This is a genomic window from Acidimicrobiales bacterium (assembly GCA_035546775.1).
GTDB lineage: Bacteria > Actinomycetota > Acidimicrobiia > Acidimicrobiales > JACCXE01 > JACCXE01.
Genome location: DASZWD010000035.1, coordinates 16,772 through 38,806, shown reverse-complemented (window position 1 = coordinate 38,806; position 22,035 = coordinate 16,772). Strand labels below are relative to the sequence as shown.

The 22,035-nt window shown below is 68.6% G+C and carries 23 protein-coding genes and 3 tRNA genes; 14 read left to right on the top strand and 12 right to left on the bottom strand.

All coding sequences use genetic code 11. The features are described from left to right. Together VHC63_08890 and VHC63_08885 are read right to left on the bottom strand one after the other, a co-directional pair. Positions 1–461 (bottom strand): 5'/3'-nucleotidase SurE (locus tag VHC63_08890; protein ID HVV36701.1); only part of this gene is annotated, 461 nt, incomplete at its 3' end. A gap of 71 nt (positions 462–532) precedes the next feature. Further along, positions 533–1,438: an aminoglycoside phosphotransferase family protein gene (locus tag VHC63_08885; protein ID HVV36700.1), complete on the bottom strand. Its 906-nt coding sequence runs from the start codon at positions 1,436–1,438 to the stop codon at positions 533–535. Between the two features lie 59 nt (positions 1,439–1,497). Between VHC63_08885 and VHC63_08880 the strand changes: the two genes are divergently transcribed. Continuing rightward, positions 1,498–1,571 (top strand) — tRNA-Arg (locus VHC63_08880). 2 nt (positions 1,572–1,573) lie between these two features. Here VHC63_08880 and VHC63_08875 read toward each other — a convergent pair. Further along, on the bottom strand, positions 1,574–2,008 hold the full coding sequence (locus tag VHC63_08875; GenBank protein ID HVV36699.1) for a pyridoxamine 5'-phosphate oxidase family protein: 435 nt from the start codon (positions 2,006–2,008) through the stop codon (positions 1,574–1,576). A gap of 37 nt (positions 2,009–2,045) precedes the next feature. Between VHC63_08875 and VHC63_08870 the strand changes: the two genes are divergently transcribed. Further along, entirely contained in the window at positions 2,046–4,415 is a 2,370-nt protein-coding gene (locus tag VHC63_08870; protein HVV36698.1) for an excinuclease ABC subunit UvrA, read from the top strand. Here VHC63_08870 and VHC63_08865 read toward each other — a convergent pair. Further along, positions 4,361–4,771: a helix-turn-helix domain-containing protein gene (locus VHC63_08865; GenBank protein HVV36697.1), complete on the bottom strand. Its 411-nt coding sequence runs from the start codon at positions 4,769–4,771 to the stop codon at positions 4,361–4,363. The genes VHC63_08870 and VHC63_08865 overlap by 55 nt on opposite strands. Before the next feature lie 19 nt (positions 4,772–4,790). Between VHC63_08865 and VHC63_08860 the strand changes: the two genes are divergently transcribed. Beyond that, a complete protein-coding gene (locus VHC63_08860; protein HVV36696.1) occupies positions 4,791–6,110 on the top strand; it encodes a chloride channel protein in 1,320 nt (439 codons plus the stop codon). A 44-nt stretch (positions 6,111–6,154) separates the two neighbouring features. Further along, positions 6,155–6,226: transfer RNA gene (locus VHC63_08855), tRNA-Lys, on the top strand. Positions 6,227–6,252: 26 nt separating this feature from the next. Here VHC63_08855 and VHC63_08850 read toward each other — a convergent pair. The 4 genes from VHC63_08850 to VHC63_08835 are packed head-to-tail and all read right to left on the bottom strand — an operon-like array spanning position 6,253 to position 10,001. Beyond that, positions 6,253–6,933 carry an ABC transporter ATP-binding protein gene (locus VHC63_08850; GenBank protein ID HVV36695.1) on the bottom strand — a complete coding sequence of 227 codons (681 nt, stop codon included), beginning with the start codon at positions 6,931–6,933 and terminating at the stop codon, positions 6,253–6,255. An 11-nt stretch (positions 6,934–6,944) separates the two neighbouring features. Beyond that, on the bottom strand, positions 6,945–8,045 hold the full coding sequence (locus tag VHC63_08845) for an ABC transporter permease (protein ID HVV36694.1): 1,101 nt from the start codon (positions 8,043–8,045) through the stop codon (positions 6,945–6,947). After that, on the bottom strand, positions 8,042–9,160 hold the full coding sequence (locus VHC63_08840) for a hypothetical protein (protein HVV36693.1): 1,119 nt from the start codon (positions 9,158–9,160) through the stop codon (positions 8,042–8,044). The genes VHC63_08845 and VHC63_08840 overlap by 4 nt, the downstream gene beginning before the upstream one ends. A gap of 49 nt (positions 9,161–9,209) precedes the next feature. Continuing rightward, positions 9,210–10,001, bottom strand: coding sequence for an MIP family channel protein (locus VHC63_08835; protein ID HVV36692.1), 792 nt, complete (start codon positions 9,999–10,001; stop codon positions 9,210–9,212). Positions 10,002–10,171: 170 nt separating this feature from the next. Between VHC63_08835 and VHC63_08830 the strand changes: the two genes are divergently transcribed. Beyond that, complete coding sequence (locus VHC63_08830; protein HVV36691.1) at positions 10,172–11,776, top strand: NAD(P)/FAD-dependent oxidoreductase; 1,605 nt, start codon at positions 10,172–10,174, stop codon at positions 11,774–11,776. Positions 11,777–11,782: 6 nt separating this feature from the next. Here VHC63_08830 and VHC63_08825 read toward each other — a convergent pair whose 3' ends face one another. Further along, positions 11,783–13,177, bottom strand: coding sequence for a hypothetical protein (locus tag VHC63_08825; GenBank protein ID HVV36690.1), 1,395 nt, complete (start codon positions 13,175–13,177; stop codon positions 11,783–11,785). 119 nt (positions 13,178–13,296) lie between these two features. Here VHC63_08825 and VHC63_08820 point away from each other — a divergent pair, with 119 nt between their 5' ends. The 4 genes from VHC63_08820 to VHC63_08805 are packed head-to-tail and all read left to right on the top strand — an operon-like array spanning position 13,297 to position 16,090. Then, a complete protein-coding gene (locus VHC63_08820) occupies positions 13,297–14,106 on the top strand; it encodes an oxygenase MpaB family protein (protein HVV36689.1) in 810 nt (269 codons plus the stop codon). Between the two features lie 22 nt (positions 14,107–14,128). Then, the gene (locus tag VHC63_08815; GenBank protein ID HVV36688.1) at positions 14,129–14,491 is read left to right on the top strand and encodes a hypothetical protein; all 363 of its coding nucleotides are present in this window, start codon (positions 14,129–14,131) and stop codon (positions 14,489–14,491) included. Further along, positions 14,488–15,285, top strand: coding sequence for a heavy metal-binding domain-containing protein (locus tag VHC63_08810; protein HVV36687.1), 798 nt, complete (start codon positions 14,488–14,490; stop codon positions 15,283–15,285). The genes VHC63_08815 and VHC63_08810 overlap by 4 nt, the downstream gene beginning before the upstream one ends. Next, positions 15,275–16,090 carry a heavy metal-binding domain-containing protein gene (locus tag VHC63_08805; GenBank protein ID HVV36686.1) on the top strand — a complete coding sequence of 272 codons (816 nt, stop codon included), beginning with the start codon at positions 15,275–15,277 and terminating at the stop codon, positions 16,088–16,090. Before VHC63_08810 ends, VHC63_08805 begins: the two co-directional genes overlap by 11 nt. Before the next feature lie 2 nt (positions 16,091–16,092). Here VHC63_08805 and VHC63_08800 read toward each other — a convergent pair whose 3' ends face one another. Next, a complete protein-coding gene (locus VHC63_08800; GenBank protein HVV36685.1) occupies positions 16,093–16,584 on the bottom strand; it encodes a VOC family protein in 492 nt (163 codons plus the stop codon). A 24-nt stretch (positions 16,585–16,608) separates the two neighbouring features. On the opposite strand from VHC63_08800, the gene VHC63_08795 reads away from it, so the two are divergent. From VHC63_08795 to VHC63_08780, 4 genes are read left to right on the top strand one after another with little or no spacing between them, the layout of a single operon-like run. After that, positions 16,609–17,472 (top strand): SGNH/GDSL hydrolase family protein, encoded by an 864-nt coding sequence (locus VHC63_08795; GenBank protein ID HVV36684.1) that lies wholly within the window; start codon positions 16,609–16,611, stop codon positions 17,470–17,472. Positions 17,473–17,504: 32 nt separating this feature from the next. Next, entirely contained in the window at positions 17,505–19,748 is a 2,244-nt protein-coding gene (locus VHC63_08790; GenBank protein HVV36683.1) for a UvrD-helicase domain-containing protein, read from the top strand. 13 nt (positions 19,749–19,761) lie between these two features. Then, entirely contained in the window at positions 19,762–20,430 is a 669-nt protein-coding gene (locus tag VHC63_08785) for a hypothetical protein (protein HVV36682.1), read from the top strand. Further along, positions 20,427–21,206 (top strand): hypothetical protein, encoded by a 780-nt coding sequence (locus VHC63_08780; GenBank protein ID HVV36681.1) that lies wholly within the window; start codon positions 20,427–20,429, stop codon positions 21,204–21,206. Before VHC63_08785 ends, VHC63_08780 begins: the two co-directional genes overlap by 4 nt. On the opposite strand, the gene VHC63_08775 is transcribed toward VHC63_08780, so the two are convergent. Then, a complete protein-coding gene (locus tag VHC63_08775) occupies positions 21,203–21,340 on the bottom strand; it encodes a hypothetical protein (protein HVV36680.1) in 138 nt (45 codons plus the stop codon). The two genes, VHC63_08780 and VHC63_08775, sit on opposite strands and share 4 nt — an antisense overlap. Before the next feature lie 14 nt (positions 21,341–21,354). Here VHC63_08775 and VHC63_08770 point away from each other — a divergent pair. Continuing rightward, positions 21,355–21,431: transfer RNA gene (locus VHC63_08770), tRNA-His, on the top strand. Between the two features lie 5 nt (positions 21,432–21,436). On the opposite strand, the gene VHC63_08765 is transcribed toward VHC63_08770, so the two are convergent. After that, positions 21,437–22,024: an ATP-dependent Clp protease proteolytic subunit gene (locus VHC63_08765; protein ID HVV36679.1), complete on the bottom strand. Its 588-nt coding sequence runs from the start codon at positions 22,022–22,024 to the stop codon at positions 21,437–21,439. Positions 22,025–22,035 lie beyond the last annotated feature (11 nt).

Here is a 22,035-nt window from a genome sequence, read left to right as displayed (position 1 = left end):
AGCGAGGCGGCACACACCGCAGCGGTATCCCACAACCACTCGTCGTCGGGTCGGTGCGCCAACGACACCGCCATCGCCGGAATGCCGAACTGGCAGGCAGTGAGCGCCGCGCCCACAGTGCCGGAGAACAAAATCGCCCGGCCCTGGTTCTGCCCGGCGTTGATACCCGACACCACGAGGTCGGGCTTGTCACCGAACCCGCCGAGGGCGGCGGAGAACGCGCACAGCGCCGGTGACCCGTCGACGGCGTAGGCCTCGACGCCCAGCAGGCTCTCGATCTTGCGGTCCTCGAACAACACCTGGCCCGTCACGTGGAGCGGGCCGAGGGCGGCACCGAAACCGGAGTGATCCATCGCCGGGGCGACGATCTTGATTTCGTGGCCGCACGTGTGGAGCACCCGGGCGAGTGCATGCAGGCCCGGGGCGTCGATCCCGTCGTCGTTCGTCAGCAGGATCCGCATCGCTCCCAGTCTGACGCGCGAATGCGACCGTCTCTTTACTGGACGGTGGCCGCACCGGAAACGCTGCGTGTTCAGTCCGCGAGAGCGCTCGCGATCGCCGCTTCCATTTTCGCCAGCATCGAGGGCACCGTCGCGTAGTACGTCAGGCCGTAACACGCCGGCGCCAGTACCCAGCCGCGTGCCCGAATCACGGTGGCCTCGTCGAGGTCGACGGCCTCGAAGAACGCCGCGCGTGACCGACCGCGGAACAGGGTCCAGCCCGCCATCAGGTCGCACGCCGGATCACCGACCCCGTAGGCGGAGTCGATGACGCCCACGAGGACGCCGTCGCGGGCGATGAGGTTGCCGTCGAGGTCGCCGTGGAACCACACCGGCGGCCGCTCCCAGTCGCCGACTTCGAGCGCCGCTTCGAACGCGGCGCGCATCGGCGCGACGTCGTAGCGCTGCGCCGCCCGGTCGATGGCGTCGCGGATGCGCTCGGCGCCGAGGCGCAACGGCAACCCACGCCCGAACGTCGCCCTGCCGGGAGGCGGCCCGTCGTCGGCGTCGACCGCGTGCAGGGCACGGATGAAGCCGGCGAGATCGACCGCCGCCCGCTCGAGGTCGACGTTGTCGCGCTGCGCCCTGACACCCGGAATCCACGACACGATCGACCAGTGCCACGGGTAGTCGTCGGTCGGCGACCCGAGGGCGATGGGTTCGGGCAACGCCAGGGGAACCTGGGGTGCCAGGAACGGCAGCCACGTCGCCTCGCGGCCGCACTGCTGCGCCTCGAGCGGCGCACCGTTGAAGGGACGGATCGGCATGCGTACGACCATGTCGTCGCCGAGGCGGAACAGCGTGTGGTCGGTGCCCTGCTCGCTGTGCTCGTGCAGCGGCAACTCGGCCCACTGCGGGAACTGCGCCTCCAGCAGCGAACGCACGCGCGTCTCGTCCATCGGGATCTCGCCCTCGTGCCGTTGTTCGCGTCCGCTCACGGCCGCGAGGTTCGACGAGTTGTCGCCACCGCACAACGCTTTTTCTTTACGCTGACCCCGCCCCCGTAGCTCAGCGGATTAGAGCAGACGGCTTCTACCCGTCCGGTCGCAGGTTCGAGTCCTGCCGGGGGCGCTCTACTCGCGTTCGATCCGCTGCAGCCCGCGCTCCGGGGTCCACCACTCGACGACGAGCAGCGTTCCCTCGGGATTCAGGCAGGTAACGGCGACCTCGTCGATGTCGCAGGTGAACATCGTGTCGTCGACCGGCGTCGCCCGGCCGGCGATCTTCGCTTCGCCGGGCCACTCGGCTTCCTTGCCTTCGACGGGGTGGAACGCCGGGCCGTGCAAGGCAAACCGGCCGTCGCGAGCCAGGTCGGCGCCCTTGCGGGCGTTCGGCATCGATCCGAACTGGAGCTGGCCGTCGACGAACTGGCACTCGATCCCCGAGATCCGCGGCGAGCCGTCGGCGCGCAGGGTGGCGATGGTCTTGTGGCGGCCGGCGTCGAACAACCGCTGCACCCGCGCCGCGAACTCGGGTTCGGCCGCTGCGATTTCTGCCCACGTAGCCACGAACGCGCACCCTACCGGCGGCCGATACCGTCAGGCGATGGCTGACGTCATCCGCGTCCACGGCGCGCGCGAGAACAACCTCAAGAACGTCGACGTCGAGATCCCGAAGCGCAAGCTGACGGTGTTCACCGGCGTGTCGGGCTCGGGCAAGAGCTCGCTGGTCTTCGACACCATCGCCGCGGAGTCACAGCGCCTGATCAACGAGACCTACAGCGCCTTCGTGCAGGGCTTCATGCCCACCCTGGCGCGGCCCGACGTCGACATCCTCGAAGGGTTGACCGCCGCGATCATCGTCGACCAGGAACGCATCGGCGCCAACCCGCGCTCGACGGTGGGCACCGTCACCGACGCCAACCCGATGCTGCGCATCCTCTTCACCCGCCTCGGGCAGCCGAACTACCCGTCGCCCCACGCCTTCTCGTTCAACATGCCGACGATCACCGCCAAGGGCACGATGACGGTCGAGCGCGGCGAGAAGAAGCGGGAGCGGGTCAACTTCAACCGCCTCGGCGGCATGTGCCCGCGCTGTGAAGGCATGGGCCGCGTCAGCGACTTCGACCTCACGGAGCTGTACGACGACACGAAGTCGATCAACGAGGGGGCGCTGCGCATCCCCGGCTTCAGCATGGACGGCTGGCAGGGCCGCATCCTGCGCGGTTGCGGCTACTTCGACCCCGACAAGCCGATCAAGCGGTTCACCAAGAAAGAGCTCAACGACCTGCTCTACAAGGAGCCGACGCGCATCAAGGTCGACGGGATCAACCTCACCTACTCCGGCCTGATCCCCCACATCCAGAAGTCGATGCTGTCCAAGGACGTCGACGCGATGCAGCCGCACGTCCGCGCCTTCGTGGCGCGAGTGATCACGTTCACGACGTGCCCCGACTGCGGCGGCACCCGGCTCGCGCCCCACGCCCTCGAGTCCAAGATCAGGGGAATGAACATCGCGGATCTGTGCGCCTTGCAGATCACCGACCTCGCCGAATGGGTGCGAGCGCTGAACGAGCCGAGCGTGGCGCCGCTGCGCGAATCGCTGCAGTACCTGCTCGACTCCTTCGTCGAGATCGGCCTCGGCTATCTCTCACTCGAGCGCGCGTCGGGCACGCTGTCGGGCGGCGAGGCGCAGCGAGTGAAGATGATCCGTCACCTCGGCTCGGCGCTCACCGACGTCACCTACGTGTTCGACGAGCCGACCGCCGGCCTGCATCCCCACGACGTGCAGCGCATGAACGATCTGCTGCTCCAGCTGCGCGACAAGGGCAACACCGTCCTCGTCGTCGAGCACGAACCCGAAGTGATCGCCGTAGCCGACCACGTCGTCGACCTCGGTCCCGGCGCCGGTTCGGACGGTGGTGACGTGGTGTTCGCGGGCACCGTCGCCGGGCTGCGCAAGGCGAACACCAGCACCGGGCGTCACCTCGGCGACCGCACGCCGATCAAGGACACCGTCCGTACACCCACCGGCGCGATCGAGATCCGCAACGCCACCGCGCACAACCTCCAGAAGGTCGACGTCGACATTCCGCTGGGCGTGCTGACGGTGATCACGGGCGTCGCCGGTTCCGGCAAGAGTTCCCTCGTCGAGTCGATCCCCGCCGACGCCGACGTCGTGGCGATCGACCAGGGCGCCATCCGCGGCTCGCGCCGCAGCAACCCAGCCACGTATACCGGGCTGCTCGAGCCGATCCGCAAGGCGTTCGCCAAGGCCAACAACGTCAAGCCGGCGCTCTTCAGCGCCAACTCCGAGGGCGCGTGCCCGACGTGCAACGGGGCGGGCGTCGTCTACACCGACCTCGGGATGATGGCGGGCGTCTCGACGACGTGTGAGGACTGCGAAGGCAAGCGGTTCGAGGCCTCGGTGCTCGAGTACAAGCTCGCGGGACGCGACATCAGCGAAGTGCTCGCCCTGCCCGTCGTCGAGGCCGAAGTGTTCTTCTCCGACGGCGAAGCGGCCACGCCCGCCGCGCACGTCGTGCTGCAGCGCCTCGTCGACGTCGGCCTCGGCTACCTCGCCATCGGCCAGCCGCTGACGACGCTGTCGGGCGGCGAACGCCAACGCCTCAAGCTCGCCACCCACTTAGGTGAGAAGGGCGACGTGTTCGTGCTCGACGAACCGACGACCGGTCTGCACATCGCCGATGTGGCGCAACTGCTCGGCCTGCTCGACCGCCTCGTCGAGGGCGGCAAGTCCGTCATCGTGATCGAACACAACCTGGCCGTGATGGCGCACGCCGACTGGCTGATCGACATCGGGCCGGGCGCGGGCCACGACGGCGGCCGCGTCGTGTTCGAAGGCACGCCCGTCGACCTCGTGGCGTCGCCGTCGACACTGACCGGCCAGCACCTCGCCGCTTACGTCGGCGACACCACCCGCATGAGTCCCAAACGGCGAATCTCGTCGAGGTGATCGGCCGACAACGACTCGAGCACACGGTCGCCTTTCGCGGTGAGCGCGACTCGCACGATGCGGCGATCGTCGTCGTCGCGGCGCCGCACCACGAGGCCGGCTTCCTCGGCGCGATCGACCAGCCCGACGGCACTGTGGTGGCGCAGCAGCAGATGGGCGGCGATGTCACCGATCGTGGGCGCGGCGGCGCCGTCGTGACCGCGCACCGCCAGTAGCAACTGGTGCTGCGCCGGCGTGAGCCCTGCGGCCTGGGCGCGTTGTTCGGACCAGTGCAGGAACTGGCGCAACGCCGTGCGGAGTGCCAACAGGTTGCGGTAGTCCTGGTCGGTGACCGATGCGGTCGGCCGCGTCGTCATCAATATATCCTTACACGATATGACTGCTCCGGTGGGCGAACTCGGAGCCCGTAATCGGCTGTGGCACCTCGTGGTGATCGTCGGCGTCGTTTCGGGGCTCATGGGCGCGGCGTTCATCGCCGTGCTCAAGCTCGTCACCAAGGTACTGGGCCCCGATCACTGGAGCACCGGAACCCACCTGGCGATCCTCGCAGTGGTCGGCCTCGCCATCGGCGTCATCACGAAGGTCCTCGGTAATCCCGGCGACGTCGAACTGCTCGTGGACAACATCCACGTGAGCGGCGGCCGCGCCGAGATTCGCGAGTTACGCTCGCTCATCCCCGTCTCGCTGCTCGGGATCGGCGCCGGCAGCGCCATCGGCCCCGAGGCGCCGCTGGTGCAGTCGACGGGTTCGGTCGCCAGCTGGATGGCGCTGCGCTGGAACCTCGACACCGTCGACGTGCGGGTGCTCACTATCACCGGCATGGCCGCGGGCTTCGCGCTGCTCTTCGGTGCGCCGCTCGGCTCGGCGATCTTCGCCCTCGAGATCCTCCACCGCCGCGGCCTCGAGTACTACGAGGCGCTGCTGCCCGCCGGCATCGGTGCGCTGGCCGGGTACGCGGTGTACATCGGCGTCAACCGCGTCGGGCTACAACACGTGTGGACCTTCGCGTCGCCCCACGACCTGCGCGCCGTCGACCTGCTCGTCGGGCTCGGAGCGGGCGTGGGCGGCGCGCTGATCGCCACCGTGTTCACCTACGTCAGTCACTTCGAGCGCAAGGCGTTCCGCCTCATACCGGCGGGCGTGCGCCCGATCGTGGGCGGCCTCGTCCTCGGCGGGCTTGCCTTCGCCAGCCCCTACGCCCTCACCTTCGGCGAGGGCCAGATCCAGCACATCGCGTCGGTCAAGCTCGCCGTCGCCACCCTCGTGCTCGCCATCGTCGCCAAGCTGCTGGCGTCCTCGACGATGGTGTCGACGGGCTGGCGCGGCGGGTTCATCATCCCGCTGTTCTTCATGGGCGCGGCGCTGGGCAAGATCGCCGGACACATCTCGGGCGTCGACACCGTCGTCGCCATGACCGCGTTGATGGCGGCCACCAACGTGGGCGTGACCAAGACCCCGTTCGGCTCGACGCTCGTCGTCGCCGAGATGGCCGGGATGCAGCTACTCCCCTCCACCCTGCTGGCGTCGATGGTGGCGCTGTTCCTCACCAGCCGCGTCTCGATGATCGAGACCCAGCGCGAGCGCGGCGGCTCGTTCGGCCCCATCGAGGAAGGCAGCGCCGATCCGCCACCACTCGAGGTCCCACTGCACCGCCGCCGCCGTCGCGGCGACGCCGCCACCACCCAGGCGGGCTAAATCCGCCCACGGCCGCGCGGCCCACTATCCTTTGCAATCCCTACGCGCCTCTAGCTCAATGGCAGAGCAACGGACTCTTAATCCGCAGGTTCTGGGTTCGAATCCCAGGGGGCGTACTCAGCAGCAACGACGGCACGCCGGTTCAGGCGGCAAGGCGGCCGTCGGTGATGGCGACGACGCGGTCGCAGTAGTGGGTCATGCGCTCGTCGTGGGTGACGATGACCGCCGCGACCCCCCGGCCCTTGACTTCGTCCCGGATGAGCTCCATGACGCGCTCGCCGAGCTTGGTGTCGAGCGCCGAGGTCGGTTCGTCGAAGAGCACGAGTTTCGGTTCGTTCATCAAGGCGCGCCCGATCGCCACGCGTTGGCGCTCGCCGCCTGAGAGTTCGGCCGGCAGGTGACGCCGGCGGTGACTCAGACCGAGTTCTTCCAACAGCTGATCGGCCCGGGCGCGGGCGCGTTTGCGGCGCGCTCCGTGGGCGCCCGTCAACTCGGCGACGACCATGAGGTTCTCGCGTGCGGTGAGGAACGGGACGAGGTTCACCGTCTGGAACACGAATCCGACACGCTCGCTGCGGAAGGTCGCCAGACGCTTCGGCGAATAGTCGGTGATGTCCTCGCCGCCGACGACGACCGCACCCGCGGTGGGTGTGAGCAGGCCACCGGCGATCGAGATGAGGGTCGTCTTGCCCGAACCGGACGGACCAACGAGTGCGATCAGTTCGTCGTCGCCGACGGTCAGGCTGGCGTGGTCGAGGGCGACGATTTCTTCGTCGCCTGACCGGTACACCTTGCGGACCTTGTCGAGTTCGAGCGCGCTCATTGTTCCTGTTCTCAGTTCGTGGCGCCGATGGCGGTGGTGGGATCGACGCGGGCGACCCGACGCAACGACACGGTGCCGCCGAGAACCGCGGCCGCGACGATGCCGACGAGGGTCAAGAGGGCGCGCCAGGGTTGCAGTAGCAGCGGGATCTGGGCGGGCAGGAGCGCGGCGAAGCCGAGCGTAAGCAGTTCACCCACCGCGAACGCAACGAGGCCGACGACCAGTGCCTGCGTAATCACGCCCGCGGCCAGACGCGGCGTCGACGCGCCAAGCGCCTTCAACACGCCGTACAGCGGCGTGCGCTCGATCGTGAGCAGGACGAAGAACAGGGCAACAACGAGACCGACGACGAGGAACGTCACCCCGATTATGGCGGCGAACGTCGACTTCTGCTCGCGGGTCCCCGGGGACGACAACACGGCCTGGCTCTTGGTAAGCGTCTTCGTCTGGCCGTCGGTTGCCTTGTCGATCGCGTGAGCCAACTGCGGCGCCGGTGATCGACCAGATACGACGAGGACCGCGAACGTGCCGGGCTCGACGCGGGCGTCGGGCCGGCTCGAGTCCTGCACCGCGCGCCACGTTGGCGCGTCGACCCACAGCGCGCCCTGGAGCAGATAATTCGTGTCGCTCACCCAGCCCCTCACCCGGATGGGCAAATCCTCGGGCCCGACACGGAGCGTCTGGCCGATGTGCACGCCGGACGCGGCGAGGCGGCGGTCGGCCCAGGCTTCGCCGGCGGGCGGAGGAGCCGGTACGCCGTTCGGCGCGCGCTCGTAGCCGATCACGGCGGTGTCGGCCAGGCCGCGTCTGCCGGGGACGGTGGTACCGACGAGCGTCAGGCCGAGCCCGCTCACGCGGGTGACGCCGGGGACGCCGCTCACCTGCGAGCGGAGCGCGGGGTCGATGCGCGATCGGATGATCGAGTCGTTGGCGTCGGTGGAGTAGACGATGACGTCAGCGCGCTGAGCGCGCAGCGTGCCGGTCGATCCGCGGTAGAGACCATCGAGCAGACCGCCGAGGAAGAGCAGCAGCACGACGAGGAACGTCAACGCCACGGTCGCGGTGACGAAGCGACGCGGCGAACGACGCAACTCGCGCAACGCGAGGATCACGTCACGTCCCCTGGGATCGTGGCGCGGATCGGCTCGATACGCAGCACGCGCCGTATCGCCCCCAGGGAAGCGACGATCGCCAGCACGAACACGATCGCGCCGGTCTGCGCCAGCTGGCGCGCCGTGAGGGTTGCTCCGAGGCTCGCGCTGCTCGCCGCGAGCGCTCCCTTCGTCAGGGCGGCGCCGATTGCGACGCCGCCGGCCACGACGGCAACAACCTGGACGACAAGGGAACGGGCCAGCACGCCGGCACCGATGCCGATCGCCCGCAGCAACGTCAGCGCGCTCGCCTTCTGCACCGTCAGGATGAGGAAGAAAAGGCCGGCGACGATCGCCACCACGAAGAAGCACAGGAATACGACGGCGCCCAACGACTCGCCGACGCTGGCTACTCCCGGTGATTCCTTGACGGCCTGGCCACGGGTCAGAGCCTCCACGCCGGCCACGCGGGCGTTGATGGCGTCACGAACGGCGTTCGGGGATGCGCCGCGCGCCACCTCGACGGCGACCGCGGACGGCCACACGGTCCTTGCGCCGGGGCTCGCGTCGGCTCGGGCGGTCGCGTACGTGTCGAAGGTGACGTACATCGTCGGCAAGACGGAGTAGTTCACGTCGTCCGCCAGGCCAACGACGGTGATCGTGCGGCCGCCCTTCTCCAACGTGACCTGATCGCCGACGTCGAACCCCTCGTCGCGGTTGCGCGAACTCGCAACCGCCTCGAACGGTGCTCGCGGCAGCCGACCCTGCGTGAGACTCGTCGGCGCGCCGGGCTTGCCGAGTTCGTAGCCGATCAGCGCGGCGTCGCGCAGCTTGTCGGCCGCCCGAACGCTGAACGTGCCTTCCCCGAAGCGACCACTCGCCGCGACATCGGGCACCGCCGCGATCGAGCCGACGGTCGCCGGCGGCACGACCGAGCCTTCGAGGTTCTTGCGCGCCTGCGCCGAGTACACCAGGACGTCCGCCGACTGGTGCTTGAGCGCTCCGGTGAATTGCCCGACCAGCGCGCCGGTGAGTGCCTGCACGAACAGGATCAAGAAGACGAGCAGGCCCACCGCACCGGTGAGTAACGCGAAGCGCCACGGGGCCCGACGCATCTCACGCGTGGAGAGGAACATCTGTACTCAATGATGTCGCGGTCCGAGCGCGGCTGAGGCGATGCGAGACCTACCGCACGGTGGCGTGACGCATCGTATGGCCGTCCATTTTGACGAGGACGTCGATCTCCATTTCGCCGTCGAACTCCACCTCCGACGACGCGTCGGCGACGAAGAACGTCGAGGCCAGGGCGGCGAGGGCGCCGCCGACCATCGGGGCGACGATGAACAGCCACAACTGCTTCAGCGCTTCGCCGTGCACGATGAGCGCCGGGCCGAGGCTGCGCGCCGGGTTCACCGACGTGCCCGTGAGCGGGATGCCGACGATGTGCACGATCGTCAACGTCAAACCAATCGCCAGCCCGGCCACCGCCGCGACGTCGGTGTGCTTGGTCACCTGCAACACGACGAACACGAACAGGAACGTAAGGATCACTTCGGCGGCAAAGGCGCCGAGCACACCGACGTGCAGCATCGACTGCGCGTTGTAGCCATCGGCACCGAGGCCCACGCTCTTGGTGTACTGCGGCGAACTCTCGAGGACGCCCCACAGGACGAGCGCGCCCGCGATGCCACCGACGAACTGTGCGATCCAGTAGCCCACGGCGTCGCGCCACGAGATGCGCCGCGCCACGAGAAATCCCACGGTCACGGCCGGGTTCACGTGGCAGCCCGACACCGGCCCGAGCGTGTAGGCCAGCGCGGCGAGCACGAGCCCGAAAGCGAGGGCGGTCGTCACGACGCCGGCCGACGTACTGGTGCCCGTCAGCTTGAATCCGAAGCTCAGCGTCGCCGCGCCGACGGCGAAGATCACGAGCAGCGCTGTGCCGAGCGCTTCTGCTGCCAACTTGCGAACCGACATCTCCCGGTCCTCCTCACGCGGCGTCTGGCGCGGCACGGGGTTGCCGCGTGGTGTCGCGTCTCCATTGACCGCCGTCGCGCCGGCGTGGGATAGAGCCGATGGTCACAATTGGCGGCGGCCATTTTCGCACCTCCGGACACCGTCGACCTCGTAAGGGCAGAATGACGGCCATGGCGGAACCAGACGTCGACGTTGTCGTGATCGGCGCCGGCTTCGCCGGGCTGTACGCCATCTACAAGCTGCGCGAGGCCGGCTTCAGCGTGCGGGTGTTCGAGCAGGGCGACGGCATCGGTGGCACCTGGTTCTGGAACCGGTATCCGGGCGCTCGGGTCGACATCCAGAGCGTCGAGTACATGTTCACCAAGTTCCCCGACCTCGAGCAGGAGTGGGACTGGACCGAACTCATGCCGGCGCAGGCCGAGATCGAGCGCTACCTCAACTTCGTCGCCGACCGCCTGAAGCTGATCGACGCCATCGAGTTCAACACCACGGTGACCTCGGCCACCTTCGACGAAACGAGCGCCAACTGGACGGTCGCAACCGACACCGGCGAACGCGTCACCGCCCCCTTCGTCGTGGCGGCGACGGGTTGCCTGTCGGCGCCTCTCGAACCCGACATTCCCGGCTTGCACAGCTTCACCGGCGACAGCCTCTACACCAACCGCTTTCCCAAGGAGGGCTACGACTTCCGCGGCAAGCACGTGGCCGTCATCGGCACCGGTTCGTCGGGCGTGCAGTCGATTCCCGTCATCGCCCGCGACGCGGCGGAGTTGTTTGTGTTGCAGCGCTCGGCCGCCTACACGCTGCCGTCGCCCAACCGCCCGTTGCGCCCGCACGAGCTCCAGGAATTGAAGCAGCAGTACGCCGACATCCGGGCCAAGCAGTGGGCGTCACCGGCGGGCACGGCGCGCCTGGGAGCGGTGTTCATCGGGTCGGTCCCGACGAAGATGATCCTCGACACGCCGTGGGAAGAGCAGGTGGCGCAGGTCGACGAACTCGGGCTCGTCGGCTGCTTCACGTGGGCCGACACCTTCTTCAACCTCGACGCCAACGAGGCGTCGCGCCAGCTCTACGCCCACGCCATCGCGCAGATCGTGGAGGACCCGGAGACCGCGGCCGACCTCGTGCCGCAATACCCCTTCGGCTGCAAGCGCGTGATCATCGACGAGGGCTACTTCGCCACCTACAACCGGGACAACGTACGCCTCGTCAACCTGCGCAAGCATCCGATCGTCGAGATCACCCCGACCGGCATCCAGCTCGAAGATCAGTTCCTCGAACTCGACGTGATCGTGCTGGCGACGGGCTTCGACGCCATGACCGGTTCGCTGTCGCGCATAGACGTGCGCGGCCGCGACGGCGTGTCGTTGCGCGACGTCTGGAAGGAAGCGCCGACCGCCTATCTCGGCTTGCAGGTCGCCGGGTTCCCCAACCTGTTCACCGTTACGGGACCGGGGAGCCCGTCGGTGCTGACCAACATGGTCACCTCGATCGAACACCACGTCGAGTGGATCACCGACTGCCTACGGCACCTGCGCCACACCGGCGCCCACCTGATCGAGGCCGACGCCAACGCGCAGCGCGAATGGGCGGCGCACGTGAACACCTTCGCCGGCCCCGCCCAGACGCATCCGAACTGCGCGTCGTGGTACCTCGGCGCCAACGTGCCGGGCAAGACCCGCTACTACATGCCGTATGCCGGCGGGCTCACCACCTACATGGAGCGCTGCCGTGAGATCGTCGCCGCTGACTACGAGGGCTTCGTCGTCACCTAACGGGCGCTAGATGTTCTGGCAGCCGATCAGCCCGTGGCCGCCCGGCCCGATGTTGATCGCCCACACGCAGACACGATGCGGGCCCGGGATTATGGGCACCGTGCCGGCGAAGCCGTGGTTCGGTCCGTACGCCGGGTACAGCGCGCCCACGTCGTCGCGCCGACCGTTGGCGACGGGAATGGCGTAGACGGTCCGGTCGACGAACACCCGCATCTGCGTCGACGCCGCCGTGTTCGGGTCGATGGACCATCCCGCGACCGACGCCGTTGTGGTGCTGCGTTGCACGGCGTCGAGCGCGCCCCACGGACGATCCGAGCCGATGCGGATCCAGTCCACGATCCAGTTGCGGGCGCCGCGGTCTTCGTCGGGGTCGAAGCGCACCGCGTTGATCGTCTGGTTCGCCCAGCCGACGCGGCCGTCGACCTGCGTCTCGTCGAGGATGTTCGGCTGGTTGAGGTCGAAGGTGATCGTCTGCCACCCCGGGTACACGAGGATGTCCTGGCTGATCTGTGCCGCCGACTGGCCGTTGACCCACCAGTTGACGCGCGCGTTCATACCGCCGCCGTCGGTGTCGGCGAGGCTGAAGCCACCGTCGAACCAGATGCGAATGCTGAACGTGTGAAAGCGCGTGCTGGAGAACGGGGTCGGTACGGGCAGCGTCAGTTCGGGGTCGTTGACGTCCGGAGCGGCGTTCGTCCCGTGCAACAGTTGGCCGTCGAACGACACTGCCGCGTTGCGAGGGCTCACGTCGGTCGGCTGGCTCATGTCCCACGAGTCGTGGCGCACGATCGAGGCGTAGTCGCTGTCGGGCAGCGGCGTGGGCGCCAGCTGCGACACCGGCGTCGCGTCGACCGTCGTCGTCGGGTCGTAGAGCTTCACCCAGTCGAGGTCGATGTGCGCCGCTGCGATGTTCGCCCCGATCGGGATCAGCGTCAGCGACGTGATCGGGCCCGACCACGCCATCGGCATCGTCTTGTAGTACTTGTGCAAGAACACGTCGTAGGTGTTCCAGCCGGGGTTGATGGTGACAGGCATGCCGCCGAGGCACGACGGGTCGGTGGTACCGCACGTGTACCAGGTGATCTGGCCCTGCGTCGGCGCGCTGATGTCGGCGTTCATGCGGAACGACAGGCGCGTGTACTTGGCCGAGTCGATCGGGTGCAGCGAACCGTCACGCCCCCACGGCACGGCGATGGCGCCGAAGCCGCGCACCAGCGGCAGCTCGCCGAAGGTCTGCGTGTCGAACGACAGCATCCCGTTCGCCACGTTCATGTTCGTCAGCTTGCGCGACCACCACCGCTGCTGGACGTCGAAGTCGGCTTGGTTCGAGTAGTCCCACGGGTCGCCGTAGGTCTGGGTGGCGAAGTCGGGATGCGCCGTGGCCGCCTGCGCTCTCGGCACGGACGGCGCCACGAAAATCGCACCGAGGGCAAGAAACACAACGAGAACGCGACGGATCACAACATTGCCTGTCGGCCGCGCGACGCTCGTGCTTCAGTCGTTGTCCGTATCATCCGGATATGCGTCCGCAGAGCGTCCGGGGTTCGCTCGCCTGGTGCGCCGCCGACGTTCGTTCGCTGTTGCCGGGCGCCAGCGCCGGGCTGATGCAGCTGATGTATCCGCCGCTCGGCCAGGCCGTGATGGAGCACTCCGCGTTCGTCGAGGACCCGTTCGGCCGCGTGTACCGCTCCATCCCACAGATTTGGGCGACGATCCTCACGCCGGAGGGGACCAGCCGCGCGCGCGGCATTCGCGACCTGCACCGCGACATCAAGGGCACCGAACCGACCGGCACCCGCTACCACGCCCTTGACCCGGACACCTTCTGGTGGGCGCACGCCAGCTTCACCTGGGAGATGTTCCGCTCGATCGAGCTGTTCCACGGGCGGCAGCTGACGCAGCGTGAACGCGACGCGTTCTACGCCGAGACCGTCGAGTGGTACGAGCGCTACGGCGTGTCGACCCGGCCGGTCCCCGCCGACCTCGCCGCCTTCGAACGCCGCTTTACCGAGATCTGCCACGACGTGCTCGAACTGACACCGGCCGCGGCGTACGCCGTCGCGATCGCCGAACGCAACCCACTTGGCGTGCCGCTGCCGGTGCCGTCGCCGGCGCGTGTCGTCGCCTTCGGCTGTATGCCGAGCGCGCTCCGGACGCGCCTCGGCATCGGTTGGACTGCCGGTGACCGCCGCGCCTTCGCCGTGTTCCGGCGCGTGGTGAGCACCGGCGGTGCCGTGGTGCCCGTGCCCATCAACCAGCGCGCCCTGCGCCTCTCACTGCGCCGCGTCGGCGCCCGCACCCGCGACCAGCGCTACCGCCTGTCGGCGTAATCAGCCGCGTACGATCAGCCCAGTGCCGGGTGACGAACGCTTTGCCGTATCCGCCGAACTGCTTCGGCGCGGCCGCGACGTGCGCACGATGGTCGAGTCACTCGGGGACCGCCTCGTAGCCGCGCTTCCCGACCACGTGACGTTTCAACGCGGCCGCCTCAGCCGCCGCCTCGCTCTCGCGGTAGATCTCGGCGCTCTGCGCTTCCGCCTCGAACTCACGGGGCAACGGCCCGAGACGTGGACCGACCACATCGTGCGCGACGTCTGCGTACGATCCGACGAGATTGATCTCGACGCGTGGCTCGCGGCGCTCGCCGACGCCTTGGAACAGGAAGCCGAACGCAGCGTGACCGTGCGCCTCGCCCTGCAAGAAGCGCTGTCGTGAGCGGCCCGAGTATCCGCAGCCTCCTCGCCGTGCGCGACGAAGGCCTTGTGAGCGCCGGCGTCGTCGTCGGCGCCGCGACCTACCAAGTGCTGCGCCCCTTGGGTTGCACCGCCCGCCTTGGTGGCTACCGACGCCTATCGCCGTCGCAGGCCGGCACGCGCCTCGAATACACGAGCTACGTCGAAGGCGTGACCCAAACGTGGCACGACGCCATCGAGCGCCTCGAGCGCGAGGCCAGCGACGCCGGCGCCCACGGCGTCGTCGGCGTGACGGTCCGCCAGGGGTTCATCGACAACCAATCAAGCGTCTACCAGGTGCAACTCGTCGGCACCGCGGTGAAGGTGCGCGGCGAGACACCGCTGCCGAGACCATTCCTGTCGATGCTGTCGATGGCCGACACGATGAAGCTATTGCTGCGCGGTTGGATCCCGAACGGCATCGGCGTCGGCGTATCGGCTCTGCACGTTCATAAGTGGGGAACGAGCGCGTGGTACCAGCGGGGCGCGGCGCTCAACAACGTCGAGATGACGGCACCAACGACCGCGGTGAACTCGGCCCGCCGCGACGCGGAGATCCGGCTGCGCCATACCGACACCCTGCGCGGCGCGACCGCCGTCGTCGCCACCGCCGTCGACGTCGACATCTCGAGCGATCCATGCTTCAACGGCGAGGGACTCAAGGCGCTCGTCCACATGTTCGGGACGGGCGTCGTGCGCTTCGGGCCACCCACGGTGCCCGTCGACCCGAGCTACGACCTGTCGAGAAAGGAAGAAGTGGCCGACCTTGGCGACTAGTGACGACGTCAACCTGCCGGCGCGCGCCGTCGAACGGCTCCGCGAACTCGAAGGCACCGACGGGCGCGGCCGCATGTTCACCAGCGACCTCAGCGTCAACGAGTTCCTCCTCGTCGAGGACACAGACTTCGAGCCCCTGGGTCTCGTCGTCGGGAGCTCGATCTACCACGTGGGCATCCAGGTGGTGCGCTGGACGGCGAGCAAGGAACTCGACATCCTCACCCGCGCCATGTACCACGCACGTGAACTGGCGATGGCGCGCATGGAGGCCGAAGCGCAGGAACTCGGCGCCGACGGCATCGTCGGTGTGCGCCTCGACATCAAGTTCTACGAGTGGGGTCACAACCTCGCCGAGTTCATCGCCATCGGCACCGCCGTGCGCCACCGCAAGGGCGGCAACTGGAAGACGCCGGCCGGCAAGCCCTTCACCTCCGACCTGTCTGGCCAGGACTTCTGGACGCTGCTGCAAACCGGTCAACGCCCCGTCGCGCTGGTGATGGGCAACTGCGTGTACCACGTCGCCCACCGCCGGGCGTTCACAGCGCTGCGTCAGACGTACCGCAACGTGGAGCTACCGAACTTCACCCAAGCGCTGTACACCGCGCGTGAGCTGGCGATGGAGCGGATGCAGTACGAAGCGAAGCAGGTAGAAGCCCGCGGCGTCGTCGGCGTGCAGATCATCGAGAAGAACCACGTATGGGGTCACCACGCCATCGAGTTCTTCGCCATCGGGACGGCGGTCACGCCTTACCGCGATGGCGGTGCATCGTTGCGACCGCGGCTGATGATGCGCCTCGACAGCTGACGTCAGCCGACGACGTTGCCGTACATCTCGCCGAGAGGATCGGCGATCAATTCGAGGCGCGCGCCGTCGGGGTCGTTGAAGTAGATCGACGTGCCGCTGTGCTCGGCCACCTCGACGCCCGCCCCGATCAGCCGCTCACGCGCCTGCTTCCACTCCTCGGGCTCGACGGAGATGGCGAGGTGGTGCAACCCACCGAGCAGTTCGGCGTAGGGACCGAGCGGCAAGTCGGGAAAGTCGAAAAACGCCAGGAGATTGCCATGCCCGATGTCGAAAAAGAAGTGGTTGGAACCCTCGTAGTCGCGGTTCTCGAAAATGTCGGTCAGTGGGAACCCGAGGACGTCCTGGTAGAAACGAATGGTCCGCTCGACGTTGGATGACAGGAGAGCAATGTGATGTACGCCGCGCGCCGTCGAGGCCGGACGGTCGCCCGCAGGGCGCAGGTGCAGTCCGCGCAGCCGCTCCCGCTCCGCGTTGATCGCATCCAAGTCCGGCATCGCCGTTCACCCTACGTCGTGCTGATGGCGCTGCTGTGCGCCTTGCTGCCGGCGAAGGCGGCGGCCGCCCAAGACCCGTTCGTTTACGTCGCAATGGGCGATTCGTATACGTCCGGCCCGCTCGTCATGCCCCATGACACGCGCTGGGTGCCCCAGGACTGCGGCCAGTCGATGCGGAACTACCCGCATCTGGTGAACCTGCTGCTGCATCCCGACATCTTCCGTGACGTCAGTTGCGGCAGCGCCACCATCGACGACTTCTACCGCCCCCAGACCGGACTTCCGCTCGGCAACACGAATGCCCCGCAGCTGTGGGCGTTGAACGACAAGGTCGACGCCGTGACCGTCGGCATCGGGGGCAACGACGCCGGGTTCGTGGGCGACGCCCTCGATTGCATTCGCGCCGAGCCCGAAGGCGTCGGAACGCAACCGGACTGTGTCGATCAGTTCGTGCGCAACGGCGTCGACAAGATCTCGCAGTCGATCGAGCAGATGCGGATCAAGCTCGGCACCGCGCTCGACGACATCCACAAGAAGGCGCCGCACGCGGCGGTGTTCGTCGTCAGCTATCCCGATGCGTTGCCCGACAACCGGCTGGCGTGCTGGCCCTACGTGCCGTTCCGTCCGCGTGACATGGCGTACCTCGTGCGCAAGTTCAAGGAAATGAACCGCGCCGAGCGGTCGGCGGCCGAGGCGCACAACGCCACCTACGTCGACATCTACACGCCGAGCATCGGCCACGACGCCTGTAAACCGCCGGCGCTGGCGTGGGTCAACGCCGTGGTGCTGGTGCCGCCGAGCTTCCCGGCACACCCGAACGACTTGTCGTTCGTGCATTCGGCGCCGGTCGTCGCCCGCGCGATCCGCGCCAAGCTGCACATGCGCTAGCGTCGCTCCCCCCCACTTTCGGAGGAGACGGCTTGGGCGTTCCCGAACAGCTGCGTGCCGAGCAGGACCACATCGACCGGGCTTACGCCCGCATCGACGAACTGCGCCGCCGCGCCGTCGACCAAGCGGAGGAATCGCTCAAGCTGAGCGACACGCTGCCCTCGACGATTGCGGATCGCGAGGCGGCGCTGGCGGCCCACGGTGTGCGCCGCAGCCGCTACGTCATCGGCGACCAGTCGATTTGCTTTGGCCGCATCGACACGACGTCGGACGAGGAGTTCCACATCGGCCGTCTCGGTGTGAGCGACGCCGAAGGCGAGCCGCTCCTCGTTGACTGGCGCGCCCCGATCGCCGAGTCGTTCTACCGCGCAACGCCGAGTGATCCACGCGGCCTCACGCGCCGGCGCCATATCCGCATGCGCGGCCGCACGGTGGTGGCCATCGACGACGAAGCCCTCGACCGCCACTCGCTCGACGACGACACCGCACTCGTGGGTGAGGCGGCGCTGCTCGCGGCGCTCGCGGCGCCGCGCCGCGGGCAGATGGGCGACATCGTCGCCACCATCCAGGCGCAGCAGGACGAGGCGATCCGCGCCCCGTTGCGCGGCGTGCTGATCGTGCAGGGCGGCCCCGGCACCGGCAAGACGGCGGTGGCGCTTCACCGCGCCGCCTACCTGCTCTACGCCCACGAACTCGAGCTGTCGGTGCAAGGCGTGCTCGTCGTCGGCCCCAACAAGATCTTCGCCCGCTACGTCGAAAACGTCCTGCCCGGTCTCGGCGAGACGGGCGTGCGCCTCGCCACACCCGGCGAGCTCGTCGAAGGCGAGGAGGCCACCGCCCTCGACCCTCCCGACGTGGCCCATGCCAAGGGCGCGGCGTCGATGGTCGACACCCTGCGCACCACGCTGTGGTCGCGGTGCCGGCCGCTGGTCGAGGGTGAAGCGATCGGCTTCGATCGCTGGCGGTTGGAAGTGCTGCCTACCGACACGCAACGCATTCTCGACGACGTGATCGCGCGCGACCTGCCTTACGCCCAGGGCCGCGTGGCGGTGTTCCGCGGCTTGCTGACCCACCTCGTCACGCAGGCGGAACAGGCAGCGCAGCGATCCGAGCGCGCCGGCCAACTGAGCCGTCACCGCTTCGACGCCGCCGTCGTCCGCCGGCGGTTGAGCGACGACCGATCGGTCAAGGCGCTGACGTCGCGACTGTGGCCGCGGGTGACGCCCGCACAACTCGTCGACGAGACGCTCGCCGCCGTCGGGCTCACACGCGGTAGCGCCGGCCGCAGCGTGCACGACCTCGCACTGCTCGACGAAGCCACCGCGCTCATCGGCGAGCCTCCGCCTGTCACGAAGAAGACGAAGGCGGTGCCGCGCATCGACGCCATCCTCGAACGCCAGCTCGCCGACATGGGGCTGCTGCCGTCGTGCCCGGTGTGCGGCTCGGAGCTGAGCCCCAAGGGCTTCGACTGGATGTGCACCGCGTGCGAAGGGAACCCGCGCTACCGCAGCGAGCAGGTGCTCGTGCCCTTGCAGGTGCAGCAACTGAACGAGACCATCGCCCACGTCACCGAGACGTTCCGTGAGGCACCGACGGAACACGCGCGCACGACGTGGGGCCACGTCCTCGTCGACGAGGCCCAGGAGCTAACGCCGATGCAGTGGCGCATGCTGTCGCGCCGCTGCCCCACCGGTTCGTTCACCATCGTCGGTGACCTCAACCAGACGAGCGGCGCCAGCAGCACCGTCGCCTGGACCGACGTCGCTCGCGCCATCAACCACGAGCGACCGGCGCACGTGCTGACCCTCGACGTCAACTACCGCACGCCCGAAGAGATCATGCGCGTCGCCACCGAGGTGCTGCGCGCCGCCGACTCGCCCGTCGATCCGCCGCGTTCGGTGCGCAGCACCGGCGAGGCGCCCGTCGCCGTGGCGGCCGGCAGCTACGCCGACGCGCTGGCGCGGGCGCGCGGCCGCGCGGCCGCAGAGGTGGCCGCGCGCGCGGCGGGCACGGTGGTGATCCTCGTCCCCCGCACCGAGGCACCGATCGTCGGTCCGGAAGCGCTCGACGAGCGCGTCGTCGAGATGGGGGTCGACCAGGCACGCGGTCTCGAGTTCGACAGCGTGATCGTCGTAGAACCGAGCCGCTTCGAGACCCACGAGCTCTACGTCGCCCTGACCCGCGCCACGGCCCGCCTCGCGGTGGTCCACAGCGAGCCGCTCCCCGCCGGCCTCAAAAAGGTCATCAACGAGATCTCAACTTCGGCCCAAAAATGACGAAGGGCTCTGCATGGCAGAGCTTGGCCGCGCTCAGCCCGTCATCGTCGCGGTCATCGCGACGATATTGACGGCGAACGTCGCCATCCTCTCCGCCTCCGCTTCGGCGCCCACACCCGCGACGAACACCGCACAGCCGAACAGCGCCCGTGTCGTGTTCGGCACCGCCGACACGCCGGTCGGTCGCCCGACGGCGTTTTCCGTCCGCGCCGACGGCCACGGCCTCGCACCGTCGGCCAGCGCGCTCTCCCCGGTCGACCCCAAGGCGCGCACCGCCTGGTCGCACGACGGGACCCACATCGCCGCCGTGCGCCAGACGTCAGCGGGCGACGAACTGTGGGTGGGATCGATCAGCGGCGGCGACCCGCGCCTCGTGGCGCGCCGCGCCGCGGTGCGCGCCACGTACTGCGGCACCACCGCCGTTGTCCGCGCCCGCATGGCCGAGCCGGTGTGGTCGCCCGACGATCGCCAGATCGCGTTCCTCGCCAACACGAACCACCTCAAGACGTTCGGGCGCAGCTTCGACGTCATGGTCGCCAACGCCGACGGCACGGGCACGACGACGCTGTACCGCACGCCCACCGAAACGTGCGAACGCGTCGACTCGACCCGCAGCGTGGCCCAGCCTTCGGAGTTCGTCTCCCTCATCGGCTGGCAGAAAAGCGCCAACATGGCGGCGTGACCGCCGCCCTGCCCTACACCGTCAACGCCTTCAACACCGCCACCGAATCGGCGAACAAGATCCACGACGACGCCGTCGCCCGCAACCTCGGCTTCCGCGGGGGCCTGGTGCCGGGCGTCGACGTGTACGCCTACCTGTGTCACCCGCCGGCGCAGGCGTGGGGACGCGCCTGGCTCGAGCGCGGCACCATGACGGCGCGGTTCGCGTCGCCGGTCTACGACGGCGACGACGTGACGGTGTCGGGCACCCTCGACGCCATGACGCTGCACGACTCTGCCGGCGGGCTGTGCGCGTCGGGGGCCGCGACGCTGCCCGACGACGCGGTGGCGCCGCCAGCGGTGGACGGGTGGCCGGACTTCGAGTGCGACGGCAACCGCACGCCGGCGTCACCCGAGGCGTTCGAGTCAGTGCCGCTGGGCTACCTCGAGGTCGGCTTCCACGCCGACGCCGCCGAGGCGTACCTCGACGACATCCGCGAGCAACTCCCTCTGTTCCGCACCGACGGGTGCGCCCACCCGGGGTGGCTGGCCCGCTACTGCAACTTCGTGCTCACCGCGAACTTCGTGCTCGGCCCGTGGATCCACGTCGAGTCGACGACGCAGTTCTTCAGTCCGCTGGTGGACGGCGAACGCCTCCAGACGCGGGCTCGGGTGACCGACGTGTTCGAGAAGAACGGCCACCGCTTCGTCGACCTCGACGTCTTGCAGTTGGCCGACGGCACGCGGCCCGTCGCCCGCGTCGCCCACCGGGCGATCTACCAACCGCGAGGCACCTAGGGCCGGTGGGACCGCCGCTTCTTGCCCCGCTGGGAGCGGACCCACTGGTACAGCGCGGCGACCGCGACGACGGCCGCGACACCGATCCCGCGGACCAAACCGCTTTGCTGCGCGGCGGCCACGGTATGCAACACTGTTCGCTCCCTTGGTGGTTGTAGCTCAGTTGGTTAGAGCACCAGGTTGTGATCCTGGGAGTCGGGGGTTCGAGTCCCCTCAGCCACCCCAATCAGTTACAGCGCTTGGACGGCCCCGGCGGTGCCCAGGTTCGCCTTCTCGATCACCTTGTCGACGAAGCCGTACTCCAGTGCCTCTTCCGCGGTGAACCAGCGATCGCGGTCGGAGTCCTCTTCGATCCGCTCGACGGTCTGACCGGTGTGGAAGGCGGTGCGCTCGGCGAGCTTGCGCTTCATGTAGATGATCTGCTCGGCCTGGATGGCGATGTCGGTCGCCTGGCCCTGCATCTGGCCCGACGGCTGGTGCATGAGGATGCGGCTGTGCGGCAGCGCGTAGCGCTTACCGGGGGCGCCGGCCGAGAGCAGGAACTGCCCCATCGACGCCGCGAGGCCGAGGCAGATCGTCGACACGTCGCAGCTGATGTACTGCATCGTGTCGTAGATGCCGAGGCCCGCCGTGACCGAGCCGCCGGGCGAGTTGATGTACAGCGAGATGTCCTTGTCCGGCTCCTCGGCCGCCAGCAGGATCAGCTGCGCGCAGATGAGGTTGGCCGACGCGTCGTCGACCTGCGTACCCAGGAACACGATGCGCTCCTTGAGGAGGCGCTGATAGATGTCGCCGACCGGGCTGAGATCAATTGCCATGGCGGAACTGT

Coding starts and splice junctions, on each gene's coding strand:
- VHC63_08870 (HVV36698.1), top strand. CDS start 2,046: ATGGCTGACGTCATCCGCGTCCACGGCGCGCGCGAGAACAACCTCAAG.
- VHC63_08795 (HVV36684.1), top strand. CDS start 16,609: ATGGCGCTGCTGTGCGCCTTGCTGCCGGCGAAGGCGGCGGCCGCCCAA.
- VHC63_08850 (HVV36695.1), bottom strand. CDS start 6,933: ATGAGCGCGCTCGAACTCGACAAGGTCCGCAAGGTGTACCGGTCAGGC.
- VHC63_08865 (HVV36697.1), bottom strand. CDS start 4,771: ATGACGACGCGGCCGACCGCATCGGTCACCGACCAGGACTACCGCAAC.
- VHC63_08840 (HVV36693.1), bottom strand. CDS start 9,160: ATGTTCCTCTCCACGCGTGAGATGCGTCGGGCCCCGTGGCGCTTCGCG.
- VHC63_08820 (HVV36689.1), top strand. CDS start 13,297: ATGCGTCCGCAGAGCGTCCGGGGTTCGCTCGCCTGGTGCGCCGCCGAC.
- VHC63_08765 (HVV36679.1), bottom strand. CDS start 22,024: ATGGCAATTGATCTCAGCCCGGTCGGCGACATCTATCAGCGCCTCCTC.
- VHC63_08785 (HVV36682.1), top strand. CDS start 19,762: ATGGCAGAGCTTGGCCGCGCTCAGCCCGTCATCGTCGCGGTCATCGCG.
- VHC63_08835 (HVV36692.1), bottom strand. CDS start 10,001: ATGTCGGTTCGCAAGTTGGCAGCAGAAGCGCTCGGCACAGCGCTGCTC.
- VHC63_08860 (HVV36696.1), top strand. CDS start 4,791: ATGACTGCTCCGGTGGGCGAACTCGGAGCCCGTAATCGGCTGTGGCAC.
- VHC63_08830 (HVV36691.1), top strand. CDS start 10,172: ATGGCGGAACCAGACGTCGACGTTGTCGTGATCGGCGCCGGCTTCGCC.
- VHC63_08800 (HVV36685.1), bottom strand. CDS start 16,584: ATGCCGGACTTGGATGCGATCAACGCGGAGCGGGAGCGGCTGCGCGGA.